Below are 12,726 nucleotides of genomic sequence, written 5' to 3'. Positions count from 1 at the left end.
CCCGGCGGCGCACTCGTTACCGATTACGCAGAATATGCAGGCCCTTGAGCAGGTTCAGGGCCTCGTAGAGCGGGTAATCCGTCTGCGCGAGATCGGCGCTGCTGGTGGCCTCGTCGGACGGGCCGGGCACCCGCTTGCTATCGGCGGTGTCGTTGGACAGCGCACCGGCGAGATCCGCTTCGGAGAACGGCGTGACCTCGCTGGATTCGGCGGCGGTTACGTTGACGTTCTGAATGCCCACGTCCGGTTCGATGCCCTCGGCCTGGATCGAACGCCCGCTGGGCGTGTAATAGCGCGCCGTGGTGAGCTTCAGGGCCGCGCCGTTGGCGAGCGGCACGATGGTCTGCACCGAGCCCTTGCCGAAGGTGCGATTGCCCATGATCACCGCGCGGTTGTCGTCCTGGAGCGCGCCGGCCACGATTTCCGAGGCCGAAGCCGAGCCTTCGTTGACCAGCACCACGATCGGCGCGCCGTCGAGCATGTCGCCCGGCGTGGCGGTGAACTGCTGATCGGTATTGGGCGCACGCCCGCGAATGGACACGATATCGCCGCTGTTGATGAAGGTGTCGGCTACATCCACGGCCGAACTGAGCACCCCGCCGGGGTTGTTGCGCAGGTCGAGCACGATACCGCGCAGCGGCCCGTTCGCCTCGTCCTTGAGATCGGCGAGTTCGCGCTGCAGGCTGTCGCCGGTCTGGCTGGAAAACTGGGTGATACGTACATAGCCATAGCCGCGATCGAGCATGCGCGACTTCACGCTCTCGACCCGGATGACGGCGCGTTCCAGGGTCACCTTGAACGGCTCGTCGCGCTGTTCGCGCAGGATGGTGAGGGTGACTTCGCTGCCGGCATCGCCGCGCATGGCCTTGACCGCGTCCATCAGGCTCATGCCTTTGACCGCCTGATCGTCGATACGGATGATCAGATCGCCGGCCTGGATGTTGGCCTTGCTGGCCGGCGTGTCGTCGATGGGGGCGACGACCTTCACGAAGCCGTTGGACATCTGCACCTCGATCCCCAGGCCGCCGAACTTGCCCGAGGTCGAGATCGAGATTTCCTTGAACTCTTCGGCGTTCAGATACGCCGAATGCGGGTCCAGGCCGTCGAGCATGCCGCGAATGGAGTTTTCCAGCAGGGTCTGGTCGGAGACGTCCTCGACATAGCCCTGTTTAACGCGGTTGAGGATTTCGACGAACGTACGCAGTTCGTCGAGTGGCAGGCCCTGGCCCTCGCCCTGGGCCTCGGCGTTTTCGGCATTGCTGGCGTCGCTGCGCTCGGCCAGCCCGCCCTGGGCAACGCTCACGATCACGCCGATGACCACGCCCAGCGCAATCAGCAACGAGCTGCGGGTTTTCGATCGCATGAATCCTGACTCCCCTGGGACGGCCCCACCCGCACGCGCGCAATAACGCGCCGATAATCAACGACTGATGCGGGAATAATGCAGTCGAAAAGATAGCATATCGCGGCCGTTTTCCGATGCGGTTAGCCGGCCAGCCAACTGGCCGGATTGATCGGCGTACGTCCGCGGCGCAACTCGAAATAGGCGCCATTCTGGGTATGGCCGCCGCTATGGCCGGCCTTGGCCACCGCCTGACCGCGTTCCACGCGGTCGCCGACTTCCACATAGGTGCTCTCGGCGTGGCCGTAGAGCGTGTAGTAGTCGTTGCCGTGATCGATGACCACGATTAGCCCGTAGCGATGCATATAACCGACATACACCACCCGCCCGGCGGCGACCGCGCGTACCGGCGTGCCAGCATCGGCCCCCAGCCATTCGCCCTGCCATTTGAGCGGCCCGCCGGCCTTGGCCGTGCCGAAGCGGGCGAGCACGGGGCCGCTGACCGGCGGCTGCATGCGGCCCTTGAGCTGGCCGAAGGGCGTGTCGTCGGCAGGTTCGGGCGGCAGATCGGACAGCTGCGTACGCAGCCGGCCCATGAGACTGCGCAGGCGTTGCTCGTCGGCTCGCATTTCGGACAGGCTCGCCTGCTTGCCGGATAGCTGGCGGTCGAGCGCGGCGATTGCCTGTTCGCGCTGGGCCTGATTGGCCTTGAGGCTGGCCAGCGTGTCCTGGCGTGCCGCGCGCTGGCGGGCCAGCTCGGTCTGTTCGTTTTCCAGCGCGTTCTGGCGTACGGCCAGATCGGCCAGCGCGCTGCGCAGGGCGGTGACCTGTTCGCTGCGTGCATTGGCGAAATATTCGTAGTAGACCAGCATGCGACCGAGCTTTTCCGGCGACTGGCCGGACAACAGCAGGCGCATCTTGTCCATCTGACCGCTGGCATGGGCGGCGCGTACCTGTTCGCGCAGGCCGGCGAGCTGGTCGCCGAGTTTTTCGCGCTCGCGATCGCGGCGCCGGGTCAGTTCGGCCACGCGCTTGCGCGCATTGGCGATCGCGTCGTCGAGTTCGCGCAGGCGTTTGGATGCGGCACTGATATCGGCCTCGGCCTGGGTCAGCTGTTTGGACAGATCGCTGCGCTGGCTTTTGTCCTGGGCGATCTGCTGGCGCACGGTATCGATACGATCGCGCAACGCATCCAGCTCGGCGCGGGCGTGTTGCGAGCGCGCGTCGTCGCTCTGGGCCAGTGCAGGGCTGGCCACGCCGAAAGCGAGCAGGCAGAGGCCGGCAAAAACAACAACGCGCATGGCGCTAGTGTATGGCCCAAGCGCCGGATCGTCATGCCCGGTGTGCCCCTGTCGCGGCCGCTATGGCACGTGTTGTCGGCGAGCGGCATGCCCGGTATGCAATAATCGCGGCGCAACGCGCAGTCTGCGCATTTCTCGATCGTGAATTCACCGGCCCGCGCGGGCCGATTTGGACCGTACACGCCATGAATCTGGAGCAGATACAGGACTTCATCACCAATCACCCCTATCTGTGGAGTGCGCTGGTGCTGGCGCTGATCGCGCTGGCGGTCAACGAAGCGCTGCGCACGGTCAAGGGGCACAAGCCGATTCCGGCCAACGAGGCGGTTCGGTTGATGAATACCGAGGATGCGATCGTGGTGGATACGCGCTCGGCCGCGGATTTCAAGAAAAGCCATATCCTCAACGCCAAGCATGTGCCCATGGCCGGCATCGAGGAACGGGCCAAGGAAATCAGCAAGAACACCGATCGCACCATCATCTGCTACTGCGGTATCGGCAACGTCGCGCCCCAGGCGGTCGCGAAGCTGCGTAAGCTCGGCTATACGCGCGCCTATGCACTCAAGGGCGGTATCAATGCCTGGCAGGGCGACGGCATGCCGGTGACCAGCAAGTAGCGCGACGCCGCGCGACAGCGATTCCAGACAACGAGGAGGCGAAATGGCAGAAGACAACGGCCAGCAGGCCAGCGAAAACGGCCAGGCCCAGCGCCAGGTCGCGCTGCAGAAGATCTATATCCGTGATGCATCCATCGAGGTGCCCGACGGTCCGCGCGTGTTCACCGAGCAATATCAGCCCGAGGTCAATGTCGACCTGAACACGCGTATCGAAAACCTCAGCCGGGAAACCCATCAGGTCACGCTGACGGTGACGGTCACCGCCAAGCAGGCCGAGCGCACGGCCTATATCGTCGAGGTGCAGCAGGCTGGCGTGTTCCAGATCGACGGCTTCGACGACGATGCCGAGCGTGGCCATCTGCTGGGCGCGTACTGCCCCTCCATCCTGTTTCCCTATATTCGCGAGAGCGTGGGCGACATGGTTCAGCGCGCGGGTTTTCCGCATTTTCTGCTGCAGCCGGTCAATTTCGACCGTCTCTATGCCCAGCACCAGCGTAACGACGGCAGCCCGACCAACGTCGGCGACGCCACGCATTAACGCATCATGAGTGCCGCGGGCGAAAAGACCGATCGCTGTATCGCCGTATTGGGGGCAGGCTCGTGGGGCACGGCCCTGGCGATTCAGCTGGCCCGCAACGGCAACCGCGTGCCCCTGTGGGCGCGCGATACGGATGCCATCGCCGCGATGGCGGCCGATCGCGAAAACAAGCGCTATCTGCCCGGCTGTGCGCTGCCCGACTCGCTCACCCCCGAAGCCGATATGGCCGAGGCAGTCGGTACGGCCGACGATGTGCTGGTGGTGGTGCCGAGTCACGCGCTGCGTGAAACGCTGGAGCGGCTCGCGCCCCTGCTGGGCGAACAGCGGCGGGTGATCTGGGCCACCAAGGGCCTGGAGCCGGAATCGGCCCTGCTGCCCAACCAGGTCGCCGCCGAAGTGCTGGGCGCGGACCGGGTCACGGCGGTACTGTCCGGGCCGAGCTTTGCCGGCGAAGTCGGCCAGGGCATGCCTACGGCCGTCACTATCGCCTCCACCGACGATGCCTTTGCCCGCGATATGGCCGGTGCGTTTCACGACGGCGTGTTCCGTGTCTATACCAGCCGTGACGTCATCGGTGTCGGCGTGGGCGGCGCGGTCAAGAACGTGCTCGCGATCGCGGTGGGTATCTCCGACGGGCTCGGCTACGGCGCCAACGCCCGCGCACTGCTGATTACCCGCGGTCTGTCGGAAATGATGCGCCTGGGCGAGAAGATGGGCGGCGAGCGCACCACCTTCACCGGCATGGCCGGTTTGGGCGATCTGCTTCTGACCTGTACCGACGATCAGTCGCGCAACCGTCGCATGGGCCTGGCCCTGGCGGCCGGCAATGATGTGGAAGGCGCGCAGCGCGAAATCCAGCAGGTCGTGGAAGGCGTGCGCGTGGCGCGTGAGGTCTATCGCATTGCCCAGCAGCTGGGCGTGGAAATGCCGATCGCGACCCAGGCATTTCGCGTGCTCCACGAGGATGTCGCGCCGCGCGATGCGGTGCGTACATTGACGGATCGACCTTTTCGGTCCGAAAAAGACTAAAATATGACAGTCGGCGGTGGCTTTGTCCCGCCGCTGCGTGTTTGACGACCGCACCAAGAACCATTCAAAAGACGACCGCGCCATGGCGAACTGGGTAACTTTCGGCCGTTTTCTGCTGCTTTTCGTGCTGCTCGGGATTATTTATTCCGGCGTGCCCACGCTGCAGCTGATCAACGCGCCGCTGACCGTGCTCATCATTGCCCTCGATGGCGTCGATGGCTGGGTGGCACGCAAGTACAACGAGGAATCGCTGTTCGGCGCGACCTTCGATATCGCCATCGATCGAATCGTGGAAACCGTGCTCTGGGTCGTGCTCGCCCATCTGGGTTTCATTGGCGTATGGATTCCGCTGCTGTTCATCATTCGCGGTAATCTCGTCGACGCCATCCGCAGCAAGGGCGCGGCCTCGGGCACGGCCGCTTTCGACATGATGCAGTCGCCGATCGGGCGTTTTCTGGTCGCCGGGCGCTTCATGCGTGGTTTCTATGCCGTGCTCAAGGCCGTGACCTTTGCCTGGATTCTGTTCTGGCAGCCGTTCCCATTCCTCGCCATGGATTTCTGGGCCGACTATGGCTGGTTCTGTGTGGGCGTGGGGCTGGTGCTGGCCTGGGCGTCGGCCGCGATCTGTGTTGCCCGCGGTTTGCCGGTGATCATCGAATTCTGTGTCAACGAGCGCCCGGGCGCGCCGGCAGGGCGGGCCTGATGCGCCTGGTGTTGTTCGATATCGACGGCACGCTCGTGCCCGGTTCCAGCTCGGAAGCGCGCTTCGCGCGCTACCTGTGGGACCGCGGTGCGCTGGGCCCGCGCCAGCTGCTCGCCTTTGTCTGGTTCTGTGTGCGGTATTTCCCGCGTTACGGGCGCCATGTCATGCAGAAGAACAAGGCCTATCTGAGCGGGCGGGGCAAGGCCGAAATCGCCGCGCTTGCCCGCGATTTCGTGGCCGAGCGGCTCATGCCGGCGCTGTATGCGCCGGCGGTCGAGCGCCTGCGCATGCATCAGGCCGCCGGCGATCGGGTGGCCTTGCTGTCGGGCACGCCGCAGTTCATTGCCGATGCACTTGCCGACGCCCTGGGCGTGGACTACAGCCATGCCTCGCTGTGCGCGAGCCGCGCGGCGCTTTATACCGGCGCGCCGCCGATCCGTCATCCCTATGGGCCCACCAAGATCGATGCCGCGCAGGCGCTGGCCGAACAGACCGGCCTGCCGCTGGCCGGCGCGGTGGCCTTTGGCGACTCGATTACCGATGCGCATCTGTTTCGTGTGGTCGAGGAGGCGGTCGCGGTCCAGCCGGACAAGCGCCTGAGCGAAGAAGCCCAGGGCGCAGGCTGGGAAGTGCTGCTCGACCGCATGACCGCCCCGGGCAAGCCCGACGCCCACGAAGGCGAATCGCGCTACTGAAACGGCTGTACAAATAACGCCGGCACAGCGGTGCGCGGCGGTATACTTGCGCGTCGCGGTTCGCGGCTGCAAAGCCGGCAGGATGCGCTCGTGTTCTGCCGCGTAGCAGCGTTGCCCCGTCGCCTTTTTGGAACAGCTCAAACATGCAATTCCATTCTGATTCGCTCGCCGTCGTCGCGGTTGCGTTTTTCCTGACGGCGATCCTGCCGGTCAAGGTTTCGGCCAGTGTGTTCGGCGCGAGCAACGACTCATTCGGCGCCGCGTTCATTGCCTTGCTAGGGAATCTCTGCATAACCTCTCGCGGTTCGCGTTCGAGTCCTCAAATGCGTTGCGACAAGGCGTCCGAGCGCAGCGCCTGCCTGATTGGCAGGTCAAGCTCGGGAACGCAGTCGCGGCGCATTTGAGGCCGAACCCCTTCGGGGTCGGGGCTTTGCGCGCGCCTGGTCGGCGTCGAGGCAGACGCACCGTGCAACCAGCACGCTACGCCTACCTCTCCTTGCCAGCCACGCGCAAAGCACGCCGGCGCGACCACGATAGGTTGTGCAGAGATTCCCTAGTGAGCGTTCCGCTGGCTTATCTCGGCCAAGCCTATCTGGGCCTGGGCCTGTTTGGTGCTTATCTGGGCATGGCGCTGGCCTGCGCGCTGGTGCTGCGTACATTCATGATTGGCGCGCTCGTCGTTCCGGTTCTGGCCTGTATCATCCTGCTCGCCGTGGTTCAGCTGCTATCGCGTGCGGGTTTGCTCGGATTCAGCTGAAGCCAAGTTGTCGCCAGGCCTCGAAGGCAACCACCGCCACGCTGTTGGATAGATTGAGGCTGCGATTGTCCGGGCGCATGGGCAGATAGATTGCCGCGTCGGCGCGTTCTACGAGCGCGCGCGGCAGCCCGCGCGTTTCGCAGCCGAACAGCAGGGCATCGTCGTCGCGATAGGAAATGGCATCGTAGCGGGTGTTGCCGCGTTTGGTCGCAGCGAATACCCGTGTTTGCGGATAGGCCGTACGCCAGGCGTCGAAGTCGTCCCATTCGTGGATGATGGCGCGTTCGCGGTAATCCAGGCCCGCGCGGCGCATATGCTTGTCGTCGATGGCAAAACCCAGCGGGTGGATCAGATGCAGGGTCGCGCCGACGTTCACGCACAGGCGAATCACGTTACCGGTGTTGGGCGGGATTTCGGGCTGGTGCAGGACGATATGCATACGGGCGCGGTATTCAGTCGGTCGGTTTCAGGGTTTCGCAGTTCCAGCATTGCTGAAACTGGGCAGCGAGGTATTCGCCGCAGCTCGGGCATTGCCAGGGGCGGCCGTCGTTGAGCGTGCCGCGTTCGAAGGCGCGAATGAGCGCGCGGGCGGCATCGTAGTCGCGGCCTTGATCCACCCAGACGCTGGGATAGACGTTGGCGGGCAGCTCGCCCATGCCGCCCCATAGATGCTGGCTGCGCACATGCGCGGCAATGCCGTGATTGACGAGTACGTCCTTGGCGATTTCCGCGTTGACCGGGTCAGCGGCCAGATAGACTTCACGCGCGCTCATGGGGCCGTTCGTCGGGCCGCAGCTGCCGGTCGCGCGACATTAATTGACTTGGGCGCCGGCTTTGCTAATGTGATCCGACTGATTGTGATGGGGGTTTGGATCATGAGCGTTTTCTCTGCGCGCCGTGCGCTGATTGTTGTCGTGGCTGCGCTGGGTCTCGGCCTCGCCAATCCGGCGGCCGCCATTGATGATTATGCCGAGCCCGGCAAACCGTCTGCAGCTGCCATGGGCGTGGATGCGCTGCTCGTTCGCCCCGTGAGTCTGGCGGCCACCGTGGTGGGTACCGGTCTGTTCGTTGTCTCGCTGCCGTTTTCCCTGCTGGGTATGAATGCGGGCGATGCCGCCGACCGGCTGGTCAAGGAGCCGGGCAAATATACCTTCGTACGCCCGTTGGGCAATTTCCAGGAAAACAGCCCCGAGCGCTGATTCAATCGTCTGACCCGCCGTGTTCGCGAAAGCCGGTCTCTTTGTAGAGGCCGGCTTTTTTCGTGGTTGTCCTTGCGGGGTTCGGCGTGGCGTGGCACCGCTGCCGCTCTGCGCCGTCGTAGCACGTGCACGACGGGTGCCAATACGAACATCGCCGCGCGTAGCGATCGCGCGGCGATGTTGCCGGCTTAGTTCGGCGAAAACTCGTCGAGCAGAACGCCGGGCGCCACGCTGATCTGTACGCGCTGCCCATCGGCATCGTCGGCGCGCTCGCCGGCACGGATGTCGATCTTGTCATCGGGTACGCCGTGCGCGGCGAGGAAGTCGGATACGCGGGCCGCCTGGGCCACCGAGCCGCCGGTATCCCGGCTGTCGGTGAACGACGGGCCATGGATGATCACCTGCTGTACCCGGTCGCTGGCCAGCGCACCCGCTAACCGGCGTAATACGCGCTGGCCCTCGCCGGTGACCTGCGGCCGGCCGTTATCGAGCTCGACCACGTTCATGAGTTCCACGCTACGCGAGGACGCATCCGCTACGGTCGCGGTCGGCGGCTGGCTCGGTGCCTCGGACTCGGCCGAGGGCTCCGGCAGTTGCACCGGCGTGTTGTCGAAACTGCGCGATGGCGCGGTTTCGAGCTGGACCGGCGCCGGGTTCGGGCGTGCGCGTGGCGGCTGGGCCGGCTGTGCGGTGCTTGGACGGCGCTTGGCCGCCGGTGCTTCGGCAACGGTCGTGCTGCCCTGTGTCGGGTTTACCCGGTAACGGATCGTGAACGCGATATCGTTGACCTGTTTGCCGGTCCAGTTGAGCGTGTTTTCGCGTTTTTCCCAGGTGCCCTGGCGGTTGGCCTCGTAGGCGAGGATATCGATATTGCGCGGCAGCACCCAGGTATAGGAAAACGAGGCGAAATCGTCGGGGGCATTCCATTTGCCCAGATGGCCGTCCTCGCGCGTGACCCCGTCCCAGCTGTTGAAGACGTAGACGTTGTTGTCGTTGCGTTCGACTTCGGCATCGAAGGCGCCGGTATTCATCAGCGCGAAACTGCCACTTTTGAAGTGCAGCCGCGTGCCCCCGTCGTCGAGCGGGGTGGACTCGTAATCCGCCGGCACGATGAACACGGCATCGCCCGGCGCTTCGTCCGGGCCCAGATAGAGCACGCGCTCGGCAAGATCCGAACGCAGCGTCTTGTAGCTGGTGAAGTGCAGCCCGTCCGCGCCCAGTACGATGATGTCTTCGCGTTCGACGGCGGCCAGCGCCTGCGTGGCGCAGACAGCCAGCACCAGCATCGCGGTCAAGCGACTCCACATCAGCCTATTCATCCTTGTCCCCATCCCCCTGGACATCATCGGCGCCCGACATTTCCAGTGTCGTCGGGTCCACGATCCGGACTTTACCCCATCCGAGCCCGCGAATGGCGGTTTCGATCTGATCGAGATCGCCGACCACCACCCAGGTAAGCCCGTCGCTATCGATCATTGCCTTGGCTGCATCCGCTAACGCCGGGTCATCGAGCGCGCGGATACGGCGCACATAGTCCTCATAATAATCATCCGGCAGATTGAACACGACCGAGTCGGTCAGCGTCGAGGCCAGCGCCGAAGCGGTTTCGTTCTCGCCCGGCAGGCTGCGGGTAAGATTGGCCCGCGCGGCCGAGAGTTCGCTTTCGCTGATCGGGCGGGCGTCGCGCACGCCGGTAAGCTCCTGACGCATTTCCTGCATGGCCGGCGCGGTCTTGTCGATCTGCACGGCGGCGTAGGCCACGAACGGTTGCTGTGCGCGCGCGTCCATGAGCAGGCTGCGCGCGCCGTACGACCAGTGCTTGTCTTCGCGCAGGTTCAGGTTCAGGCGCGAATTGAACATGCCGCCGAGTACCGCGTTGACCGTTTCCATGGCGATCTCCTGATCGCTGGATTTGGGCGGCGCGACATTGCCGGCGATCACCGTGGCCTGATTGCTGCCGGGACGGTCGACCAGATAGATATGCGTCGCGTCGGGCGGGGTGATCTCGGGCAGACGTTTTGTCGGCAGCGGCGTGTCACTGGCCGCCTTCCAGTCGCCCAGATGCGCTTCGAGCATGGGCTTGAGCTCGGCCATGGTGGTATCGCCCACGACCACGAGCGTGGCGTTGTCCGGGCGCAGCCAGGTGTGGGCGAAGCGGCGTATATCGTCGACCTTCAGTTGTTCGATCGCCGCGCGCGTGCCACTGCCGGTCAGCGGGATGCCGTAGGCGTGGTCCTTGCCGTAGAGCAGCGGGCCGAGCGTGCGCAGGGCCAGGCTCGTGGGCTGGCGTTTTTCCTGGGCGATACTGGCCAGGCGCTGTTTTTGCAGACGATCGAACTCGTTGGCCGGAAACGCGGCGTTACGCAGCACATCGGCATAGATATCCAGCGATTGATCGAGCGTGGAGGTCAGCGTGGACAGGCTCAACGTGGCCGAATCCAGGGAGGTACTGGTGCCCAGTTCCGCGCCGAGCCGGTCGAGGTCGACGCTGATGGCCAGCGCATCGCGGCTGTTGGTGCCTTCGTCGAGCATGGCCATGGTCAGGCTGGCGGTGCCCGGTGCATCGGCCGGATCGCCCGCATAGCCGGCGTCGAAGACCATGCGCATTTCCACCATCGGCGTGCTGTGGCGCTCGGCCAGTCGGATCTTCAGGCCGTTGGATAGGGTGGCGTGCTGGACGTCGGGCAGATCCAGGGCCGGCGTATCGCCGATATCCGGCAGCTGCTGGCGGTCGACATCTTCGCCGCTGGCCTTGCGATCACCGAAGGGCTCGACCGAGAGCACGTACACACCGTCGGTCAGCCAGCGCGAGGCCGCCATGCGGATGTCGTCGGGCGTGGCCTTGCGCAGGATATCGAGTTCCTGCTTGTAGGCGCCCGGATCGTTTTCGTAGATCTCGCCCTGGGCCAGGATATCGGCCTTGCCGCCGATACCGCCCACGCTTTCCACGCCGCGAATGAACGAGGCGCCAAAGCGTGCCCGGGCACGTTCGACCGCGTCCTGCGGCGGGCCGTTCTGGACGAACGCGCGCAGGCGCGCATCGAGCATGGTTTCGATTTCATCCAGACTCACGCCCGGGCGTGCGGTGGCGCTGACGATGAATTGCGAACCGATTTCCTTGTCCCAGACGAAAGCGGATACGTCGGTGGCGATCTGCTTGTCGTAGACCAGGCTCTTGTAGAGCGGGCTGTTCTTGGAGCCGGCCAGCAGATCGGCGGCGATCTGCAGACGCGTGGTATCGGGCGCGCCCGCCGGCGGAATATTCCAGACCTTGTAGATACGCGGCTGCGGCACGCGGTCGTACATCACCTGGCGGTGCTCGCCGGTCATCTGTGCGACCCAGCGCTTTTGCTGGGATACCGGCGGGCCGGGTTCGATGCTGCCGAAATACTGTTCGACCTTGGCCTTGGCGGCTTCCGGTTCGATATCGCCGGCCAGTACCAGTACGGCGTTGGACGGGCCGTAATAGGTTTTGAACCACTGCTTGACGTCTTCCAGCGAGGCCGCGTTGAGATCGGCTTCGGAGCCGATCGTCGACCAGGAATAGGGGTGGCCGGCCGGGTAGGTGTTCGGCGGAATGGTGTCGAACACGCGTCCGTACGGCTGGTTTTCGCCCTGGCGTTTTTCGTTGAGCACGACGCCGCGCTGTTCTTCGAGCAGGTTCTGGTCGATTGCACCCAGGAAATGGCCCATGCGATCGGATTCCATCCACAGCGCCATGTCGAGCGCCGAGGTGGGCACACTGGCGAAATAGTTGGTGCGATCGGCGTTGGTGGTGCCGTTCATGTCGGTCGCGCCGGCCCGCTCGAAAGGCTCGAAATATTCGCCTTGCCAGTGCTCGCTGCCTTGGAACATCAGGTGTTCGAACAGATGCGCGAAACCGTGCTGGCCCTCGGCTTCGTTCTTGGAGCCGACGTGATACCAGATATTGACCGCCACGATCGGCGTCTTGTGATCGCTATGCACGATCAGCGTCAGGCCGTTGTCGAGCACGTATTTCTTGTAGGGGATATCCACCGGCGGGATATCGATACTGGCCTGGCCCGTGGCGTCTTTGCTCTGGTTGGCCGGGGTTTCGTCAGCCGTTGCCTGGGTGGGGGACGCTGCGTTGTCCTCGGCGGGCTGCGTCGGCGCGTCGGGTGGCGCCGGGGCCGCCTGCTCGGTGGTAGCGGGTGGCGGTGTTTGCGGCGCTGTCTTGGCGGTCGCTTGTTCGGCCTCGGCCGCGGGTTGTACGGGGGCGTCGGCGGGGGTGTCTTGCGCCGATTTCGTGTCTGCCGCATCGATTTTCGGCTGCGGGGCTGACGGCGTACCCGATGAGAAGCTATTCTCGATTCGGGTCCAGGCACGTTCGAACACGTTGGCCTCGTCGCTCGAGTCGCCGGCATTGCCATTGTCACAGCCAGCGAGCAGGCCAGCGGTCGCCAACGTCAGGCAGAGCAGGAATCGTATCCGCATGAAGAGTCAGTCCTTATGAGCCAGATGCTGCGCGAGCGCGCTGCCGCGAGCTTATCAGGGTGCCTGGGCGCTGGCATCCGAACGTCGTCA

14 protein-coding genes are annotated in these 12,726 nt (G+C 64.6%); 8 read left to right on the top strand and 6 right to left on the bottom strand.

Annotation, left to right across the window (positions count from 1 at the left end; genetic code table 11):
* Positions 1-16 precede the first annotated feature (16 nt).
* Positions 17-1,363 carry a S41 family peptidase gene (locus tag S4A8_RS06230; RefSeq protein ID WP_353219466.1) on the bottom strand — a complete coding sequence of 449 codons (1,347 nt, stop codon included), beginning with the start codon at positions 1,361-1,363 and terminating at the stop codon, positions 17-19.
* Positions 1,364-1,485: 122 nt separating this feature from the next.
* Positions 1,486-2,643, bottom strand: coding sequence for a murein hydrolase activator EnvC family protein (locus tag S4A8_RS06225; RefSeq protein ID WP_353177384.1), 1,158 nt, complete (start codon positions 2,641-2,643; stop codon positions 1,486-1,488).
* 185 nt (positions 2,644-2,828) lie between these two features.
* Here S4A8_RS06225 and S4A8_RS06220 point away from each other — a divergent pair, with 185 nt between their 5' ends.
* From S4A8_RS06220 to S4A8_RS06190, 7 genes are all read left to right on the top strand, one after another.
* Positions 2,829-3,260 carry a rhodanese-like domain-containing protein gene (locus S4A8_RS06220; RefSeq protein ID WP_353219465.1) on the top strand — a complete coding sequence of 144 codons (432 nt, stop codon included), beginning with the start codon at positions 2,829-2,831 and terminating at the stop codon, positions 3,258-3,260.
* 43 nt (positions 3,261-3,303) lie between these two features.
* Positions 3,304-3,798, top strand: a complete 495-nt coding sequence (gene secB / locus S4A8_RS06215) for a protein-export chaperone SecB (protein WP_353219464.1) — start codon at positions 3,304-3,306, stop codon at positions 3,796-3,798.
* Between the two features lie 6 nt (positions 3,799-3,804).
* Positions 3,805-4,827 (top strand): NAD(P)H-dependent glycerol-3-phosphate dehydrogenase, encoded by a 1,023-nt coding sequence (locus tag S4A8_RS06210; RefSeq protein WP_353219463.1) that lies wholly within the window; start codon positions 3,805-3,807, stop codon positions 4,825-4,827.
* An 82-nt stretch (positions 4,828-4,909) separates the two neighbouring features.
* Positions 4,910-5,530 carry a CDP-alcohol phosphatidyltransferase family protein gene (locus tag S4A8_RS06205; protein ID WP_353177376.1) on the top strand — a complete coding sequence of 207 codons (621 nt, stop codon included), beginning with the start codon at positions 4,910-4,912 and terminating at the stop codon, positions 5,528-5,530.
* Entirely contained in the window at positions 5,530-6,225 is a 696-nt protein-coding gene (locus S4A8_RS06200) for an HAD family hydrolase (RefSeq protein WP_353219462.1), read from the top strand. Before S4A8_RS06205 ends, S4A8_RS06200 begins: the two co-directional genes overlap by 1 nt.
* A 143-nt stretch (positions 6,226-6,368) precedes the next feature.
* Positions 6,369-6,629: a hypothetical protein gene (locus S4A8_RS06195; protein WP_353177374.1), complete on the top strand. Its 261-nt coding sequence runs from the start codon at positions 6,369-6,371 to the stop codon at positions 6,627-6,629.
* 152 nt (positions 6,630-6,781) lie between these two features.
* Entirely contained in the window at positions 6,782-6,982 is a 201-nt protein-coding gene (locus S4A8_RS06190) for a hypothetical protein (RefSeq protein WP_353219461.1), read from the top strand.
* Here S4A8_RS06190 and S4A8_RS06185 read toward each other — a convergent pair.
* The gene (locus S4A8_RS06185) at positions 6,975-7,421 is read right to left on the bottom strand and encodes a tRNA (cytidine(34)-2'-O)-methyltransferase (protein WP_353219460.1); all 447 of its coding nucleotides are present in this window, start codon (positions 7,419-7,421) and stop codon (positions 6,975-6,977) included. The two genes, S4A8_RS06190 and S4A8_RS06185, sit on opposite strands and share 8 nt — an antisense overlap.
* A 13-nt stretch (positions 7,422-7,434) precedes the next feature.
* A complete protein-coding gene (locus tag S4A8_RS06180; protein ID WP_353177369.1) occupies positions 7,435-7,755 on the bottom strand; it encodes a putative signal transducing protein in 321 nt (106 codons plus the stop codon).
* A gap of 102 nt (positions 7,756-7,857) precedes the next feature.
* Here S4A8_RS06180 and S4A8_RS06175 point away from each other — a divergent pair, with 102 nt between their 5' ends.
* Positions 7,858-8,181: a hypothetical protein gene (locus S4A8_RS06175; protein WP_353177368.1), complete on the top strand. Its 324-nt coding sequence runs from the start codon at positions 7,858-7,860 to the stop codon at positions 8,179-8,181.
* 188 nt (positions 8,182-8,369) lie between these two features.
* Here the strand turns inward: S4A8_RS06175 and S4A8_RS06170 are convergent, their stop codons facing one another.
* Both S4A8_RS06170 and S4A8_RS06165 read right to left on the bottom strand, forming a co-directional pair.
* Complete coding sequence (locus S4A8_RS06170; RefSeq protein ID WP_353219459.1) at positions 8,370-9,488, bottom strand: OmpA family protein; 1,119 nt, start codon at positions 9,486-9,488, stop codon at positions 8,370-8,372.
* Positions 9,489-9,492: 4 nt separating this feature from the next.
* Positions 9,493-12,636: an insulinase family protein gene (locus tag S4A8_RS06165; RefSeq protein WP_353219458.1), complete on the bottom strand. Its 3,144-nt coding sequence runs from the start codon at positions 12,634-12,636 to the stop codon at positions 9,493-9,495.
* Positions 12,637-12,726 lie beyond the last annotated feature (90 nt).

Origin of the sequence: Salinisphaera sp. S4-8, from assembly GCF_040361235.1 — a bacterium.
Classification (GTDB): Bacteria; Pseudomonadota; Gammaproteobacteria; order Nevskiales; family Salinisphaeraceae; genus Salinisphaera.
The sequence above is the reverse complement of the archived record's forward strand: the minus strand, read 5'-3'. Positions and strand labels throughout refer to the sequence as shown.